The sequence below is a fragment of the Bacteroides sp. An51A genome, from assembly GCF_002161565.1.
In the GTDB taxonomy this organism is placed as follows: domain Bacteria; phylum Bacteroidota; class Bacteroidia; order Bacteroidales; family Bacteroidaceae; genus Phocaeicola; species Phocaeicola intestinalis.
The window spans coordinates 118,667-135,702 of sequence record NZ_NFIC01000003.1 but is presented as its reverse complement, the minus strand read 5'-3'; the positions used below and the strand labels follow the sequence as shown (position 1 = coordinate 135,702).

The window sequence follows — 17,036 nt, the reverse complement described above, 5'->3', positions numbered from 1 at the left end:
AAAATTAGTATTTCAACATACTATCTTTTGATAAAATGAAGATGCCTATGTGTTAATAAGGAAAGAGGATGCTGTGAAGCATCCTCTTTTTGCTTTCTTGTGTAGCCTGCGTCCGATGATAGCTCCAGACTTTCCTTTCCACCATGCCTTATACCGACAATACCGATTACGAAGGGTATTACCAACAGGTGCTTTACATCATCTTCACCTTGACGGGATATTATGTAGACGTAGAAGCGCACACCTCGAAAGGACGGATAGACGTGGTAATGCGCACCGCACATATAAATTATTCCTGCCCCAAAGGATTGCCATACCGGCAAAGATTTATTAACTTTGCATCAAACCCTATAAACAACACCCATGAGATACTTAGACCCTAAGGCCGACCTGACTTTCAAGAAAGTATTCGGCGAACATCCCGACCTGGTCATCAGCCTGCTCAACGCATTGCTGCCTTTCGATAAGCCTGAAGAAGAAATAAAGGAAATCGAATACCTGACTCCGGAACTGGTGCCGGAGACACCGCTGAAGAAAAACAGCATCGTAGACGTGCGCTGCAAAGACAAAGCGGGCAGGCAATTCTTGGTGGAGATGAAGATGCTTTGGTCGACCGCCTTTATGCAACGCGTGCTCTTCAACGCCTCGAAAGCATACGTGCGCCAGCTAGGAGGAAGGGAAAGCAAATACGAACTGCTACAGCCCGTCTATTCACTCAACCTGGTAAACGATATTTTCCTACCGGATGTACCGGACGCTTACCACGACTATCAAATCGTTCAAGTGGAGCATACAGACAAGATTATCGAAGGACTGAGGTTTATCTTCGTGGAGCTTCCCAAATTCAAGCCACAAAATTTCAAAGGCAAGAAAATGGCGGTGCTCTGGCTGCGCTACCTCACGGAAATAAACGAACAAACCCGCCAAGCCCCCAAAGAACTGCTGGAAAATCCGGAAATCAGCAAAGCCGTAACAGAAATCGAAGAATCCGCCTTCAGCGATGCGCAACTCTGGTGGTACGATGACTTCTGGGATGCTGTACGGGTAGAGAACACCCTGATAAGCGATGCCTTACGCGAAGGTATGGAAAAAGGCATGGAAAAAGGAATGGAGAAAGGCAGACAAGAAGGAATGCAAGAAGGCATAAAACAGAGTAACATCCAAAATGCACGCGGCATGAAAGCAGAAGGCATTCCAACTGAAATCATAGCTAAAATAACAGGTCTCACACCTGATGAAATTGCAAAGCTATAAAAGAAAAAGAAGAAGCGAGACTTATCTGGATAATTCACACTGAGACAAGCCTCGCTTCTTTTATCTATACCATACGCACTTGGGACCTTACATCTATTTCATGCGAAGCATTACAACAAAAGAGTTATTTCAATGATTCAAAAGGAGTAATAATATAGAAGCATAGGCTTCTACCCCCTTTAACACCTTATAATTATAATCCCTGAAAGGCTTTCCACAGATTGCCGTCGGGCACGGGAGCCGTAACCACTATCTGCTCTTTCGACACCGGATGAACAAAACATACCTTTCGGGCATGAAGGCAAATACTTCCGTCGGGATTGGAGCGCGGAAAACCATACTTCAAGTCACCCTTTATCGGGCATCCTATTTTTGCCAACTGACACCTTATCTGATGATGACGTCCTGTCTTCAGGTCAACTTCCAGCAGGTAATAATTTTCCGAATGCCCGATAAGGCGGTAATGAAGTACCGCCTTTTTCGAGCCATTCACCTCTTTATCATAAGCATACGACTTGTTCTGTTTTTCGTTGCGCACCAGATAATGCACCAATTCACCTTCTTCGACCTGAGGACATGTCTTGACAACTGCCCAGTAAGTTTTTTGCACCTCACCTTTGCGGAACATCTCATTCAGACGCGCCAATGCCTTACTGGTCTTGGCAAAGACCACCAATCCGCTCACAGGACGATCCAGCCGATGTGTCACTCCCAAGAAAACATTGCCGGGCTTGGCATATTTCTCCTTGAGGTATTGCTTTACCGTCTCCGACAGAGGCACATCCCCCGTTTTGTCGCCCTGCACGATTTCAGAAGCAGTCTTATTGACGATAATGAGATGATTATCTTCGTACACTACGGTCATACACTCGGTCGGGGCAACATTACATGTTCATACCGCCATCTACCTGAATCACCTGACCCGATACGTACGACGACATATCCGATGCCAGGAACAAAGCGATGTTTGCCACATCCTCGGGCGTACCGCCACGGCGCAACGGAATGCGTTTGTTCCATTCTGCCTTTACTTCATCTGACAATTGTGCAGTCATATCGGTGATGATGAAGCCCGGAGCAATGGCATTGGCACGGATGCCACGCGAACCCAATTCCTGAGCAATAGACTTGGCAAGACCAATCAAGCCAGCCTTCGAAGCTGAATAATTACATTGTCCGGCATTGCCATGTACACCTACCACCGAAGCCATATTGATGATATTACCACTACGCTGGCGCATCATAATCGGCGTGCAGGCATGAATGAAATTGAAAGCCGATTTCAAATTGACGTTAATAACAGCGTCCCATTGCCCTTCGCTCATACGCATCATCAGACCGTCTTTGGTAATACCGGCATTGTTAACCAAAATATCAATAGAACCGAAGTCGGCGTGAATTTGCTCTACCACTTTGGCGGTATCTTCGAAATTGGCAGCATTTGAGGCATAGCCTTTTGCCTTGACTCCCAAAGCGGCGATTTCGGCTTCGGTCTTCTTTCCATTTTCATCAATAACCAAATCTGTAAATGCGATGTTTGCTCCTTCAGAAGCAAATTTCAATGCAATTGCCTTACCGATACCGCGTGCAGCACCGGTAATGATAGCTGTTTTTCCTGTTAATAATCCCATAATCTTTAAGTTATTTAGTTTTTTGGTTTGTAAGTTTTTTAGTTTGTTAGTTTTTTCAAGTTATAACGTAGCTATGTCTCACAGAAGTTACCGCTTCGTTCAAGTATTAAAGGACAATAATCCTGCTGCTGAAACCGATGCTAAAAGCATTGACATCTAACTCCTCATTGGCATTTTTACAATTTTCTTCCCAATGCCCCGTAGACAATCTTTGCTACGTAACGCCAGCCGATTTCATCGTCAAGGTCTTCGCCTATCTGACCGCGTATGTAGGGCACCTCAATCCCTTTTATGCAATAATGCAGAATGTCGGCAGTTATCTCCACATTGTCGATATCAAACAGTCCCTGCTCTTTTCCTTCCTTCAGCACAGTACGGAAAAGCTTCATTTCATTGGCATCAAAATGCTTGCGCATTGCTTCCACACGCCAGATATCGCGAAAGAAATTGGCACGCAGCGTACCGTTGCGATATACCGCCAGCTTGACAATATCCAAATGGGTGGAAATAAGTTGAAGAATCTTTTCATCAGGAGGAATATCTTTCTGGGCAACTTTCTCCATCGTATCGGAAAGCATTTCCAACTCCGACTTGACTACAGCCATATAAATCTGCTCCTTATTTTTAAAATAAGTATACAGCGTACGGCGTCCCTTTTTCGAAGCCACGGCAATATCGTTCATTGTCGTAGCATCCACTCCTTTCTTGGCAAAAAGCTGTCGGGCTACGTCTACTAATTTTGCTCGGGTCTTCAGTACGGTCATCGTTAATCCTTAAAATTGCACAACATCTACATAACGTGAGCAAAAGTACAGTTTTTCTTCCGACTACACAAATTTTTTTTATTGTCTTTTTGGAGTTAAAAGAAGTCAGAAGGAACCAGAGGGAAAATAAAAATGCAGACATGCATATTGTCTCTTTATAGTCCTCGAAAACAATTCGCAAAATTAACCTGGGCAAAGAAACTGTTTTGAATTTATCGTGTGCTGGTTTGAAATGAGTTTTTGAGGCATTTCCGTTTGTGTGATGAGAAAGATAGCGGACTATCTGACGAAGAACAGAAGCGGAAAGGACAAAAAAACCGCTCAAAGCACACACGAAAACGAATACATCAAACCAAGAAAAACTTTTTGGAGAAATTCAAAACAGTTAAACAAGCTCCATATAAAATCTGCTGCAAACTGCTGCAAATCCGAAGAACAAGCGAAAAAAATCTGCAAATCATTTGCATATTTAAAAAAAAGTCTCTACCTTTGCACTCGATTTAAGAAAACAATGATTAACATCGCGGAGTGGAGCAGTTGGTAGCTCGTTGGGCTCATAACCCAAAGGTCGTCTGTTCGAGTCAGGCCTCCGCAACTAAAATATTGATTAACATCGCGGAGTGGAGCAGTTGGTAGCTCGTTGGGCTCATAACCCAAAGGTCGTCTGTTCGAGTCAGGCCTCCGCAACCAGAAGCAGGAGAGGAACGGAAGTTTCTCTTTTTTGTTTTATACGGATATAGGAATATGCCTAAAGAAACAAAAACCCCTCTTTCCCTACTGCTTCCCTACCGAAGTCTAATTTTCAACTGAACACTATGGCACGTATCTACAACCAACTGACCGAACTTATCGGCAACACCCCTCTTCTAAAGCTGAACCGATTAGGAAACGCACATCATGTCCAAGCCTCCATTATGGCAAAACTGGAATACTTCAATCCGGGTGGAAGTGTGAAAGACCGCGCCGCGCTTGCCATGATAGAAGATGCCGAACAGAAAGGGCTTATCGCATCTGGAGCCACCCTCATCGAACCGACCAGCGGAAACACTGGTATCGGAATGGCATGGATAGCCAATATCAAAGGGTATAAAACCATCCTCACCATGCCCGAAACCATGAGCGTGGAACGACGGATGCTACTGAAAACAATGGGAGCACAACTGGTACTCACACCAGGAGCAGAGGGTATGAGCGGAGCCATCCGAAAAGCAGAAGAACTGCACCGTGAACTACCTAATTCTATTATCTTAAAGCAATTTGAGAACCCTGCCAACCCACTTGCCCACCTGCATACAACGGCTGAAGAAATATGGCAGGATACCGATGGAAAAGTGGACGTGTTTATAGCCGGAGCAGGAACTGGAGGCACGATAAGCGGAGTAGGAAAAGGGCTGAAAACCCATAATCCCCACATCGAAATCATCGCCGTAGAGCCAGACAGTTCGGCTGTATTATCGGGAGAAAAAGCCGGAAGCCACCGCATTCAGGGCATCGGTGCCGGATTTGTCCCGAAAAACTATTATCCGGAAACAGTAGACCGCATTATCCGTATCAAGGATGATGACGCCTTTCGTATCGAAAAAGAACTTGTCATAACCGAAGGTCTGCTGACAGGTATCTCATCTGGAGCCGCCGTATGCGCTGCCCTTCAGCTTGCTGTACAACCGGCTTATACCGGTAAAAACATTGTGGTGCTTCTACCTGACACAGGAGAAAGATATCTTTCCACCTTTTAAGAGCCTGTTAGTTAGAAGGAGTTAAAAGCCTATTGGTTTTCAACTCCTTTTAACTCTGTGAAATAACTCCTTCTAACTCCTTAGTCTTAAAAAAGCTTCTCTATATCTTCCTCTTTCAGCACAGCCAGTACGGTCTTGCCATCGGGAGTATAATTAGGGGTAGGAACGGCAAAAAGTTCGTCCACCAGATTATTCATCTCTTCTGCCGTCAAGACTTGTCCCGGCACAATGGCCGAAGCTTTTGCCAGCGATAAGGCCAGCGCCTGCTGTATTTCTTCTTTCACGTCCTTACCTTTCTCCATCGCAGTCTGAACCAAGTCGGTCACCAACCGCTCTGGATTCAGTCCTTCGATGCCTGCGGGTACACCATTGATGGCATACGAGCCTCCACCCAAATTGCTCAAATCGAATCCCAAAGCTTTCAAATCGTCCATAATCGTTTCCAACACCGGTATTTCGGAGACAGAGAAATGTACCATCTCAGGGAATAACATGCGTTGTGATACGTGCCGCTTGTCGGCTATCTGCTTCATATAACGGTCAAACAAGATGCGGATGTGCGCCCGTTGCTGGTCGATAATCATCAGCCCCGATTTTACGGAAGTCAGTATATAACATCCTTTATACTGGTAATGCTGTGTAACGCTCTCTTTCACGGTTGCTTCGGGATGTGCATCGTAGAGTGTAGGAGAAGCCGGCTGTATTTCTTCCGTATGCCAGCTATCCTCAGAAGCGGGTGTTTCCGCTTCAGGCTGCCAGGCATTGCTTTTCCGCTCCAGTCCCTCGAACAAAGGCTCCCATTGCGTATGCTTCTGGCAAGAGGAAGAAGGAGAATACGAAGAGGGAGGAGCCGTTGAAGTCTTTACATCAAACGGATTGTAAGAAGGATCATACGATAGTGACGGCTGCACAACCCCAGCTTGCTGGTCGGGTTCAAATGCCGGAATATCGGGCATCCCTTCGGTATCGAAATCAATGGAAGGAACAGCATTGAAACGTCCCAGTGTCTCTTTCACCGCCGCCGAAAGGATTTGCCAGATAGCCTGTTCGTTTTCAAACTTGATTTCAGTCTTGGTAGGATGGATATTGACGTCAATATTGGCCGGTTCCACCTCAAAATAAATGAAATAAGATACTTGTTCGCCCACGGGTATCAAGTGTTCGTAAGCATCCACCAATGCTTTATGAAAATAAGGGTGGCGCATAAAACGTCCGTTGACAAAGAAGAACTGGCGGGCGCCTTTCTTACGTGCTGTTTCAGGCTTACCGATAAACCCGTGTATTTGCACCATACTGGTAGTAACGTCAAGTGAAAGCAATTCCTGATTCAGTTTTTTGCCAAACACGCCCATAATGCGCTGGCGCAAAGGCAAGACAGGGAGATTCAACATTTCCGTGCCGTTATGATGCAAAGTGAACGAAATGTCAGGATTCACCAACACGATGCGTTCGAACTCGGTCAGGATATTACTCAGTTCTGTCTGGTTCGACTTTAAGAATTTGCGCCGTGCCGGCACGTTGTAAAAAAGATTCTTCACACTGAAATTACTTCCGCAAGGACACGCCACTGCTTCCTGCCCTTCTACTTTCGAACCGGAAATAGTCAGCAGTGTTCCCAGCACGTCCCTTTCCTGACATGTACGCAATTCCACCTGTGCCACTGCAGCAATAGACGCCAAGGCTTCTCCTCTGAATCCCATTGTGTGGAGGGCAAACAAGTCGGATGCCTCACGAATCTTCGATGTCGCATGCCGCTCGAATGCCAGCCGCGCATCTGTTTCCGACATTCCTTTCCCGTCATCAATTACCTGTATACACGTTTTTCCAGCATCCGTTATCAGCACATCTATATGATGCGCACCTGCATCCACTGCATTCTCCACCAATTCCTTTACCACGGATGCAGGACGCTGTATCACTTCGCCCGCCGCAATCTGATTAGCTACGGAATCGGGCAACAAACGTATCACATCGCTCATATATTCTATACTCCTAAAGAAATTTCATCTGTCAACTATCTGGTATGGAAGAATCGGCTTCCTCCACATTCTCCTTTTCCTGGTTTCCAGCCTCTGTATTTCCGGCATCACTTTCCGACGGAGCCTTTTCTTCCACTTTCTTTTCTGGTTGGGCCAACTTGTCAAACAAGTGCTGGTTCGGAAGTTCTATCGGGCCACGTACATTCTTCTTCAACTGATCTTCTGCTTTCTTGGCACGCCAGTTGAAAATATCCTCCTTATTCAACGGACGGATGTAATCGAACCACACAAAGTTCTCCAATTTGTCTTTCCCTTTCGGAATCATCAACATCGGATACAAAGTACCGTTCGACTGGGGGCTCATTACCATCCGTTCCAATTTCTGGTGCTCCAGATAGATTTCCAGTTTACTCGTCTCAGACACATTCATACCAATCAGCGTACTGTCCGAATCCATCGGATAATAGACCAGGCGTACCGAGCCGATAACTTCAGTCTTATGCATTTCCCCATCGCGGAAATAGGCTTTCATCTCCTTTCCCGTCACCTGATTATACATTGTCGAATCCAATTCTTCTACCGACAATGCCTGATTGATGATATGAGCCCAGTCAATGGTGCTGTCATTCATATAAATGCATATCTTCTCTCCTACCAGTTGTTGATTCTTGTTCCACAAAATAGGATCCTGGTACATTGTCAGACAACTGTCTTTGGTAGAGAATACCAGCGAATCTGCGACTCCCTGCACATCCGTACGATAGAAACGAACCTTATGAAAAGCCTGCATCTCCCTGAACATCGTATCCGTATCCAGATGGAAAGTGCGCATCATCAGCGTATCACCGTGAAGAAACAAACTGTCCCCCTGCGAATAATCAATCCCCACCGCCTTATCGGTAGCAAAGGCAAACTTGGTCTTCTCATTATAAAAGCCATATTCGCCGGTCATCATATTCTTGTTGATGGTATCGGTCATCACCATGTTGCGGAATGCTTCGCCCGTTCCTGCATCACGGTCATAATACAAGGTATCACCAGTCAGCTGTTTCCCGTCATTGGTCAGAATCGAGCGGTTGTACAAATAGGCTTTTCCGGTCATCGTATTATATGTACCCAGCTCGGAATAAATATGGTTATTGTCACTGTCTATATCCGACGGCCCCACGATGTTGGCTATCTTCGTCAGCGTATTATATTCCAGCGTATCCGAAGTCAGCGTAAACTGCGGGTTAACCAGCTGTACGTTATAATTGAACACCGATTGTTTCGTACTGGGATTGTATTCACCCCATTCCGAAGTCAAGACGTTCTGTTCGTCCATCAGTGTTCCTCCGTCAAAAAAATAGCCGAGATTGTACACACGGTCATAGTTCAGACTATCAGTCAGCAACGTAGTATTCTTATTCTCCATCCGTACGTTCATACGTACTTCAGCAATCTGCGTATTCCCGTCATAAAACAATCTGTCTCCATACAGAAAAAGCGTATCTCCCTGATTCATCTTGACATTGCTGAAGGCTTCAAACGAACTTATCTTGTCATAATAATAAGCACTGTCGCAATACATATACACACTATCGTGCCGGAAAACGACATTGCCCACCACGACCTGTGCATCAGGATGACGGGAATCTTTCCGCAACAAGTCCGAATGTATCAGATAAACCTTGCTCTTGGGTTGCTGTTTTTTGGGAGCTGTCTGTTTCTGAGGCATTTGCCGCTTTTGCGCCACCGAATCCTCCTGCGTCCCGGCTATCTGCGAACGGAGCGGTTTCTGCGCCAAAAGACAAAAGCCGAAAAGGCATAGGACACTCACCAAAAGCGCCCTATGCCCGTTTATCCTATATTTCCTGTTCTTTTCTTTTTGCATCATAACTTTTTCAGTTCATCGCTTAATCCATCCCGGATATTTGAATTCGCAATTGCGCCATTTCGGACTGATACGCACATAAGTGTTCTTCTGCTTGTCAACAATCCATTTCTGAAGCTTCTCTTCGCTCCTCTTTGAAGTTACCATCGCCTTCAGACGCTGATAGTCTTCCGTAATGGTAGCCTTATGTCCGTCAATGCGGTTCTTCAGTTTCACAATGGCACACACCTGCTTGCCGCTTGAGTTAATCATCGTAAAAGGTTTTGAGATTTCCCCGATCTGCATGCCTTCCACAACTTTCGCTACATCTTGCGAAACCAGTCCGGCAAGTTCCTGCATCTCGAAACGGGAAGTATTCGATTGCGGATTGGCAAGCAAACCATGATTGTTTCGGGTATCCTTATCCATCGATATCCACGTGGCGGCATCATCAAACGAGAATTTTTCTTTCCGGATGTCATCGGCAATGGAATCCAGACGCGCCAAAGCAGCATCAATGTCTTTTTGGTCTACTTTGGGACGCAACAAGATATGACGGTAGTTCACACGGTCGCCTCGTTTTTCTATTAACTGTGCAATGTGAAAACCAAATTCCGTTTCGAACACCTTCGACACCTTTTTGGTATCTGTAAGGTTAAACACCACATTGGCAAATTCGGGAACCAATGCACCACGGCCCGTAAATCCACCTTCACCACCACGGCGTGCCGTACCAGGGTCTTCCGAATAGAAACGTGCCAAGGTAGAAAAAGAAGTCTCGCCTTTATTTACCCGGTCGGCATATTCACGCAACTGTGCTTTCACCCGTTCTATCTCTTGCTCCGAAATTTTGGGCTCCTGCGTAATAATCTGCACCTCTACCTGTGTAGGTACGAACGGAATGCTGTCTTGAGGCAGTTTGTTGAAATAGTTACGCACCTCGGCAGGAGTGAGCTTGATGTCGCCCACGATTTTCATCTGCATTTCTTGCACGGTCTTGCCGTCGCGGACATTCTCACGAAGCATTTCACGGATCTGCGTGTAAGTCTTATTATAATATTCTTCCATTTTCTCCCGCGAGCCGATTTGTTCAGTCAGCCACGAAATGCGTCGTTCCACCTCTTGAATCACATCCTGGTCGGACACCACGACACTGTCCAGTTCTGCCTGATGCAAGAAAAGCTTCTGCACCGCCAGTTCTTCTGGAATCACACAATAAGGATCACCGTCGAAATGCCTGTTTTCGTATTGTGCGTTCAAACGTTCGTTTTCTACATCTGATTTCAAGATAGCCTCGTCACCCACTACCCAGACGACCTCATCTATTACATTGTCTTGGGCATAAGCAGAAATCCCTGCCAGCAACAACAGCATGCATACACACCATCTGATTACTCTAAACTTATTCATTGTCAGGTTTATAATAAATTATGTCATTAGCCTCCGAAGCCTCTTTATATAAATCATGCTTCATCTGATTTATAAATTCCACACGCTTCAGATTAATTATCATTTCTTTTATCTCATTCTTGGCATATTCCAGCGGCAGGCGGTCACCCTTCGGAAGAAACTTTTCCACATGCAGGAAATAACAGAAAGCCGTATCACGTACCTCCACATTCTTGTTCCGGTTCAAATAATCGGGATCTGTATCCAACGCATCAAGGGGAAGTTTCAATGAAAATTCCGACACCGGACGCCAACGGTCGTAAAAATAATCATAACTCACTGCATGGGCAATGCTGAACTTTTCCAACCTGTCCACAGCCTCCTGCGTATGTTGCTTGTACCATTTCCGCACCAGATTCAAGTTTTGCGTATGCAAAGGAACTTTGACAAACACACCTTGTATGTAAGGTTGCTCTGCTTGAAATTGTCCGGCATGCCGCTCATAATACGCACTGATTTCTTCCTCACTCACCTCGTTGCCCAACTTCTGTCTTACCAGTTCTTCCTGATAAGCATGCATAATCAGTGCCCGCCGGTAAGCCTCCACCTGCTGGTCTATCTTTACATTGTCGGGAATATTCCCCTCTGCCTTACGGTAAAGCAAGTTATCTTCCACCCAATTACGGATATACGCCTCGGCAAATTCTACGCTGTCTTTCCCTTTCACACCTATCGGCATCGCCGCATCCACGTCTTCTTTGTACAGAAACGCATCCCCCACCTCCACCAGCGGGGTTCTCCCCTGATGGTTGAGCGTCTTGGTGCAAGCAGTCAAGACCAGCAATCCTATGGTCAAGAAACATCCTTTATTCATCTGTGACGTTTTTCGTCTGAAAGAGCGAACGAAGATACAGTTTTAATCGATTACTTCCGCTACAATTAACGGTTTTTATATATCAAAGTACGCAATTTTTCGTCATTTTACGATTAGAAAAAACATAGAAGAAACTTACACATTTATGAACCGCATAGCTGCCTTTCTTGTAAGATTATTAATCTTCATGCCGAAAGATTATTAATCTTCACGCTGTAAGATTAATAATCTTACAAACGATGCAGCTATATGGCGAAGAGAACAAAGCTTGCTTGTCATGCCGGATATGTGAGCCGGCGTAACGGAAGAAACGGATTGGCTATCCAGCATGACACTGGAAAACAGGAATAACACCAGCTGTGTGTATTCCATAACAACTCCCCTTTAACTTCCTGGTGGCTAAATGCCGACATTCAGCTGATATTTTCTTCATTTTCCAACACGCGTCCTTAATTCTTCCAATTGTCTCATTTTCAAAGTTCTGACAAAATCCTTTTTCACTTGTCCATACACATCTGTATAATTTTCCGGTCCCTTCTTCAACCGTTTACCTACCACAATAGCATACGGATAACGTGGGTCATGCGGCATCTCTCCACACTTGAAAGCCAACTTATCGATATACGGATTCTTTCCTATCTGAAACAATCCTACCTGTATCACAGCATCCACCTCGGGATGTTCTGCCTGCCACATCCGAAACACTTCTTCCATCTGCTCCATCGGAACTTTTTTCAAACATTTGCGAATGCGTGAAGTGCTTTTTTTATCTTTGCAAAGCACTACAGCCCCTTTGTAATGTGGAAATTCCCATGCATAAGCCTTCTTGTTAGCTTCGAAAAAATGCTTCAATTCATTTTCATCGCTAACATCAGGCAAAGGATGACGAACATCCCACCATGCCGCCAGCATACAGTTCTTTACCTCCGTCAGACAACGTTCCACTGCTACATCTTTTCTTTCACCGTGTTGCCATTGCATATAACGCGACCGGTTAAGTGCCGGATTTTTCTCTCCCAACCGGTCCAGATAAATCTCCAGAAAAGGACTTGCTTCCTCATAGCTGATAGCCGGCTTCCGGTCGACTAATTTGATAATATGCACGCCCAACGGCGACAAAAACGGTTTCGTATAGGTTCCCTTCCGCATTGTATCCAAACGACAAGAGAACTCCTTCAGCAAAGCCACCGACGGACACCATTGTGCTTCGCATCCTTGTTCCAGATATATCTCGAAAGGCATTCCGCCCTGCAACGAAACATACACCGAATCCATTTGCCGGCAAACCTGCCCTACTTCGTTCCGGGTAGCACGTTGCGGAAGCAACCGGACAATTTCTTCCAGTTTCACCCAGCCTTTCGCCGAATAACGTTCCACACTTTCACGGTAAAGCGCATGCAATATAGAATCCTGGCGACCTGCATCAAGCAACACCGCCCGCAATGCCTTTCCTTGTTCCACCTTACAACGGTGACGGAAAGCAGGCACGGTATCCCAGCCACAACGTTTGGCATCTGCCACCTTCAGAAGAAACAATTCATCATCCAATTTATCGGCATAAAGAAAAGAAGCAGCCTTCAAAAAACAAATGAAAAGAATCAAGATTCTGGACAATTTCATACGATATGCTTATAAAAACGAAAGACACAAAGACACAAGATATTTACAGTTCTATCTACGAAGTACAACCGCTGTAAATCGTAAACAAGCAGTAAATAAAAACTTGGTGTCTCTGTGCCTTTGTGTAACAATATCTTATCCTTATTGCGGACGACTGTAGTTAGGAGCCTCGCTGGTAATCGTCACATCGTGAGGATGACTTTCCAATACACCTGCATTGGTAATACGCGTGAATTTCGCATTGTGCAATTCCATAATGTTATGCGCACCACAATACCCCATTCCTGAACGCAAACCGCCTACTAACTGATAAATCACCTCATACAATGTACCTTTGTAAGGAACACGTGCCGAAATGCCTTCCGGAACCAGTTTTTTTACATCGGTGGTCGAACTCTGGAAATAACGGTCTTTCGAACCATTTTCCATAGCTTCCAAAGAACCCATGCCGCGATAAGATTTAAATTTACGTCCGTTGAAAATAATGGTATCGCCCGGTGACTCTTCGGTACCAGCCACCAATGAGCCAATCATTACGCAATAACCACCTGCAGCCAATGCTTTGACTACATCACCCGAATAGCGCAAGCCACCGTCAGCAATCAAAGGAACACCTGTACCTTCCAATGCTTTTGCCACATCATAAACAGCAGACAACTGAGGTACACCTACACCAGCAACCACACGTGTAGTACAGATAGAACCCGGACCAATACCTACCTTCACAGCATCAGCACCAGCCTCCACCAGCATCTTTGCCGCATCACCCGTAGCCACGTTTCCTACCACGATATCAATATCAGGGAAAGCCTTCTTGGCTTCTTTCAACTTTTCGATAACATACTTCGAGTGTCCGTGAGCCGTATCAATCACAATAGCATCGGCACCAGCCTTTACCAACGCTTCCATACGTTGCAACGTATCATTGGTTACACCTACACCCGCAGCCACACGCAAGCGACCTTTAGCATCCTTGCAAGCCATCGGTTTATCTTTTGCTTTGGTAATGTCTTTATACGTAATCAGACCTATCAGTTTACCATTCTCGTCTACTACCGGTAATTTCTCGATTTTATTCTTCTGAAGGATATCCGATGCCGTTTCCATATCCGTACCCGGAGCTGTAGTCACAATGTTCTCCTTGGTCATCACCTCGTCGATACGCTTATTCATGTCACGCTCAAAACGAAGGTCACGGTTGGTCACGATACCTACCAGATAGTTTTCGTCATCCACTACCGGAATGCCGCCAATCTTATATTCTGCCATGATATCCAGCGCATTCTTTACCGTGGAACCACGTTTAATGGTCACCGGATCGTAAATCATACCATTCTCGGCACGCTTTACGATAGCCACCTGACGTGCCTGCTCTTCAATAGGCATATTTTTGTGAATAACACCAATACCTCCTTCGCGGGCAATAGCAATTGCCATCTGCGCTTCGGTAACGGTATCCATGGCTGCCGTCACAAACGGAATCTTCAATTCAATGTTGCGTGAAAACTTAGTCGTGAGATCGACTGTTTTTGGTAAAACTTCTGAATAGGCAGGAATCAACAATACATCATCGTAAGTCAATCCGTCCATCACTACTTTATCTGCAATAAATGACATAGGGTTTATGTTTAGATTTTATTGCGTGCAAATGTACGAATTTTATTTGAATCTAAAAAATAGCAAGACATTTTTTCACTTATTTCTCCTGTTTTTTTAGGTTTCAGGCTCTTCCCAAGCAGCAATTTGCTTTTCATGATACTGCCACCCTATGCCGTTCTTACCTCACTACTTTTCTTTTATAAATGCTATCAACGTTTCGATATTTCCACAGGCCACAGGCTCTCTACCTGCGGGATGCCATACAAATAAATCTGCTTCTCCAGAACCGGCATCAATATATGCTTCCGATTCCACTTCACGGTCGGCACAAATGGCATAACGGCGTAAAGCTTTCTGCACCATGTCATATCGATACCCCTCTCCTGTCAGCCTGATGCTTCTTACATATTCGGGCGCAATACGGAACAATCCGCTCCGGCGATCGAATGCAATACCCTCGCGGGTAAAGAAAGTCTCCAATGTACCGTCCAACGAAAGATCTTCGGGAGTCCCGACAACTACCCCCTGCCGGTCCATCAACCAAAGCTTATCAGCTATCTGAAGTGCCAGCTCAAGGTCGTGCGTAGAAAGAAATACGGTCTTATCCAAACCATGTGCCAGCGTGCGCAGCAAACGCATCATTTCTACCTTGCTGGGAAAATCAAGAAAGGCGGTCGGCTCATCCAACAAGATGACCGGAGTCTGTTGTGCCAAAACCTTGGCTATCATCACCTTTTGACGTTCTCCATCGCTCAAAGTATGTATCATACGGTCAGATAATCCGGCAATACCTACCTGTTGTATCGCCTCTGATACGATACGCTTATCTTCTTTGCCCAGTGTTCCCCAAAAACCTGTATACGGACTTCTTCCCAAACCTACCAGTTCTTCCACACTCAGATTGGTCACTTCGCACCGTTCTGTCAATACAATGCCTATCAGTCTGGCAAGCTCCTTATCTGCATAATCCGACAAACGTTTGCCTGCTATCCATACTTCCCCAGCCAAAGGAGGTTGGGAAGCCGACAAAGTGCGCAATAAAGTAGACTTTCCAGCCCCGTTCGCCCCCAGCAAACAAGTCAGTTCACCATTATAGACAGATGCATTAATATCCGATGCCACACGTATCACACTGTGTTTTCCAGTATAACCGGTAGAAAGGTGACGAAGCTGAATTACAGGTTTTTCCATCATACATGCCAAACATAAAAAAGAGAAGCCACCCTTACAAGGTGACTTCTCCCATTGTTATCATTTATTAATCAAAACACGTCTTATGACCGATGATTAATCGTTTACTGATGCCATGTGAGCAATCAGATCCAATACTTTGTTAGAGTAACCGATTTCGTTGTCATACCAAGAAACAACTTTAACGAAAGTATCAGTCAAGTAAACACCTGCGTTTGCATCGAAGATAGAAGTCAACGTGCAGCCCAGGAAGTCAGAAGATACAACTGCATCTTCAGTGTAACCCAGAACACCTTTCAATTCGCCTTCAGAAGCTTCCTTCATAGCAGCGCAGATAGCTTCTTTAGTAGCCGGTTTAGCCAAGTTTACAGTCAAGTCAACAACTGAAACATCCAAAGTCGGCACACGCATAGAGATACCAGTCAGTTTGCCGTTCAGTTCAGGAATAACTTTACCTACAGCCTTAGCAGCACCTGTAGAAGACGGGATGATGTTGCCAGAAGCAGCACGGCCACCGCGCCAGTCTTTCATAGAAGGACCGTCAACAGTCTTCTGAGTAGCAGTAGTAGAGTGAACTGTAGTCATCAAACCGTTTACAATACCGAACTTGTCGTTCAATACCTTAGCAATCGGAGCCAAGCAGTTAGTAGTACAAGAAGCGTTAGAAACGAACTGAGTACCCTTAACGTAAGTCTTTTCGTTTACACCGCAAACGAACATCGGAGTAGCATCCTTAGAAGGAGCAGACATAACTACGTATTTAGCACCAGCCTGAATGTGAGCTTGAGCTTTTTCCTGAGTCAGGAACAAACCAGTTGATTCAACAACGTATTCAGCTTCTACTTCATTCCATTTCAAGTCAGCCGGATTCTTTTCTGCAGTTACGCGGATTTCCTTACCGTTAACAATCAATTTGCTATTTTCAACGTCAGCTTCGATAGTACCGTCGAACTGACCGTGCATAGTATCATACTTCAACATGTAAGCCAAGTAATCTACCGGGCACAAGTCGTTAATACCTACGATTTGGATATCGTTTCTTTTTTGAGCTGCACGGAATACGAAACGGCCGATACGACCGAAACCGTTAATACCTACTTTAATCATTTTGCTTAATTTTTAAAGGTTTTATAATAATGTTATAAAC

Annotated in this window: 12 protein-coding genes, 2 tRNA genes and 2 pseudogenes; 5 read left to right on the top strand and 11 right to left on the bottom strand. The window is 45.1% G+C overall.

Going from position 1 to position 17,036, the window contains the following annotated elements; genetic code table 11:
- Positions 1-122: 122 nt before the first annotated feature.
- Positions 123-278, top strand: a pseudogene (locus B5G04_RS20425) (PD-(D/E)XK nuclease domain-containing protein); the annotation flags it as partial.
- Between the two features lie 85 nt (positions 279-363).
- Positions 364-1,254, top strand: a complete 891-nt coding sequence (locus B5G04_RS06855) for an Rpn family recombination-promoting nuclease/putative transposase (RefSeq protein ID WP_087396450.1) — start codon at positions 364-366, stop codon at positions 1,252-1,254.
- A gap of 193 nt (positions 1,255-1,447) precedes the next feature.
- Here the strand turns inward: B5G04_RS06855 and B5G04_RS06850 are convergent, their stop codons facing one another.
- The 3 genes from B5G04_RS06850 to B5G04_RS06840 form a co-directional block, all read right to left on the bottom strand.
- Positions 1,448-2,119: an RNA pseudouridine synthase gene (locus B5G04_RS06850; RefSeq protein WP_087396448.1), complete on the bottom strand. Its 672-nt coding sequence runs from the start codon at positions 2,117-2,119 to the stop codon at positions 1,448-1,450.
- 19 nt (positions 2,120-2,138) lie between these two features.
- Positions 2,139-2,885, bottom strand: a complete 747-nt coding sequence (gene fabG / locus B5G04_RS06845) for a 3-oxoacyl-[acyl-carrier-protein] reductase (RefSeq protein WP_087207423.1) — start codon at positions 2,883-2,885, stop codon at positions 2,139-2,141.
- A 176-nt stretch (positions 2,886-3,061) separates the two neighbouring features.
- Positions 3,062-3,649: a TetR/AcrR family transcriptional regulator gene (locus B5G04_RS06840; protein WP_022041035.1), complete on the bottom strand. Its 588-nt coding sequence runs from the start codon at positions 3,647-3,649 to the stop codon at positions 3,062-3,064.
- Positions 3,650-4,171: 522 nt separating this feature from the next.
- Here B5G04_RS06840 and B5G04_RS06830 point away from each other — a divergent pair.
- From B5G04_RS06830 to cysK, 3 genes are all read left to right on the top strand, one after another.
- A tRNA-Met gene (locus B5G04_RS06830) sits at positions 4,172-4,244 on the top strand.
- 19 nt (positions 4,245-4,263) lie between these two features.
- Positions 4,264-4,339 (top strand) — tRNA-Met (locus B5G04_RS06825).
- Between the two features lie 125 nt (positions 4,340-4,464).
- Entirely contained in the window at positions 4,465-5,385 is a 921-nt protein-coding gene (gene cysK / locus B5G04_RS06820; RefSeq protein WP_087396444.1) for a cysteine synthase A, read from the top strand.
- Between the two features lie 86 nt (positions 5,386-5,471).
- On the opposite strand, the gene mutL is transcribed toward cysK, so the two are convergent.
- From mutL to gap, 8 genes and pseudogenes are all read right to left on the bottom strand, one after another.
- Positions 5,472-7,364: a DNA mismatch repair endonuclease MutL gene (mutL, locus tag B5G04_RS06815; protein WP_087396442.1), complete on the bottom strand. Its 1,893-nt coding sequence runs from the start codon at positions 7,362-7,364 to the stop codon at positions 5,472-5,474.
- A gap of 157 nt (positions 7,365-7,521) precedes the next feature.
- Positions 7,522-9,240 (bottom strand): annotated as a pseudogene (locus tag B5G04_RS06810) (OstA-like protein); the annotation flags it as partial.
- Positions 9,241-9,252: 12 nt separating this feature from the next.
- Positions 9,253-10,626 carry a peptidylprolyl isomerase gene (locus B5G04_RS06805; protein WP_087207431.1) on the bottom strand — a complete coding sequence of 458 codons (1,374 nt, stop codon included), beginning with the start codon at positions 10,624-10,626 and terminating at the stop codon, positions 9,253-9,255.
- Positions 10,619-11,479, bottom strand: a complete 861-nt coding sequence (locus B5G04_RS06800; RefSeq protein ID WP_087396438.1) for a peptidylprolyl isomerase — start codon at positions 11,477-11,479, stop codon at positions 10,619-10,621. The genes B5G04_RS06805 and B5G04_RS06800 overlap by 8 nt, the downstream gene beginning before the upstream one ends.
- A gap of 429 nt (positions 11,480-11,908) precedes the next feature.
- Complete coding sequence (locus B5G04_RS06795) at positions 11,909-13,099, bottom strand: peptidylprolyl isomerase (RefSeq protein WP_087396437.1); 1,191 nt, start codon at positions 13,097-13,099, stop codon at positions 11,909-11,911.
- Positions 13,100-13,240: 141 nt separating this feature from the next.
- Entirely contained in the window at positions 13,241-14,716 is a 1,476-nt protein-coding gene (guaB, locus tag B5G04_RS06790) for an IMP dehydrogenase (protein WP_022041027.1), read from the bottom strand.
- Positions 14,717-14,884: 168 nt separating this feature from the next.
- Positions 14,885-15,889: an ABC transporter ATP-binding protein gene (locus B5G04_RS06785; protein WP_087247231.1), complete on the bottom strand. Its 1,005-nt coding sequence runs from the start codon at positions 15,887-15,889 to the stop codon at positions 14,885-14,887.
- 96 nt (positions 15,890-15,985) lie between these two features.
- Positions 15,986-16,996, bottom strand: a complete 1,011-nt coding sequence (gene gap / locus B5G04_RS06780) for a type I glyceraldehyde-3-phosphate dehydrogenase (protein WP_013617444.1) — start codon at positions 16,994-16,996, stop codon at positions 15,986-15,988.
- Between the last annotated feature and the right edge of the window lie 40 nt (positions 16,997-17,036).

Coding starts and splice junctions, on each gene's coding strand:
- B5G04_RS06855 (WP_087396450.1), top strand. CDS start 364: ATGAGATACTTAGACCCTAAGGCCGACCTGACTTTCAAGAAAGTATTC.
- B5G04_RS06850 (WP_087396448.1), bottom strand. CDS start 2,119: ATGACCGTAGTGTACGAAGATAATCATCTCATTATCGTCAATAAGACT.
- fabG (WP_087207423.1), bottom strand. CDS start 2,885: ATGGGATTATTAACAGGAAAAACAGCTATCATTACCGGTGCTGCACGC.
- B5G04_RS06840 (WP_022041035.1), bottom strand. CDS start 3,649: ATGACCGTACTGAAGACCCGAGCAAAATTAGTAGACGTAGCCCGACAG.
- cysK (WP_087396444.1), top strand. CDS start 4,465: ATGGCACGTATCTACAACCAACTGACCGAACTTATCGGCAACACCCCT.
- mutL (WP_087396442.1), bottom strand. CDS start 7,364: ATGAGCGATGTGATACGTTTGTTGCCCGATTCCGTAGCTAATCAGATT.
- B5G04_RS06805 (WP_087207431.1), bottom strand. CDS start 10,626: ATGAATAAGTTTAGAGTAATCAGATGGTGTGTATGCATGCTGTTGTTG.
- B5G04_RS06800 (WP_087396438.1), bottom strand. CDS start 11,479: ATGAATAAAGGATGTTTCTTGACCATAGGATTGCTGGTCTTGACTGCT.
- B5G04_RS06795 (WP_087396437.1), bottom strand. CDS start 13,099: ATGAAATTGTCCAGAATCTTGATTCTTTTCATTTGTTTTTTGAAGGCT.
- guaB (WP_022041027.1), bottom strand. CDS start 14,716: ATGTCATTTATTGCAGATAAAGTAGTGATGGACGGATTGACTTACGAT.
- B5G04_RS06785 (WP_087247231.1), bottom strand. CDS start 15,889: ATGGAAAAACCTGTAATTCAGCTTCGTCACCTTTCTACCGGTTATACT.
- gap (WP_013617444.1), bottom strand. CDS start 16,996: ATGATTAAAGTAGGTATTAACGGTTTCGGTCGTATCGGCCGTTTCGTA.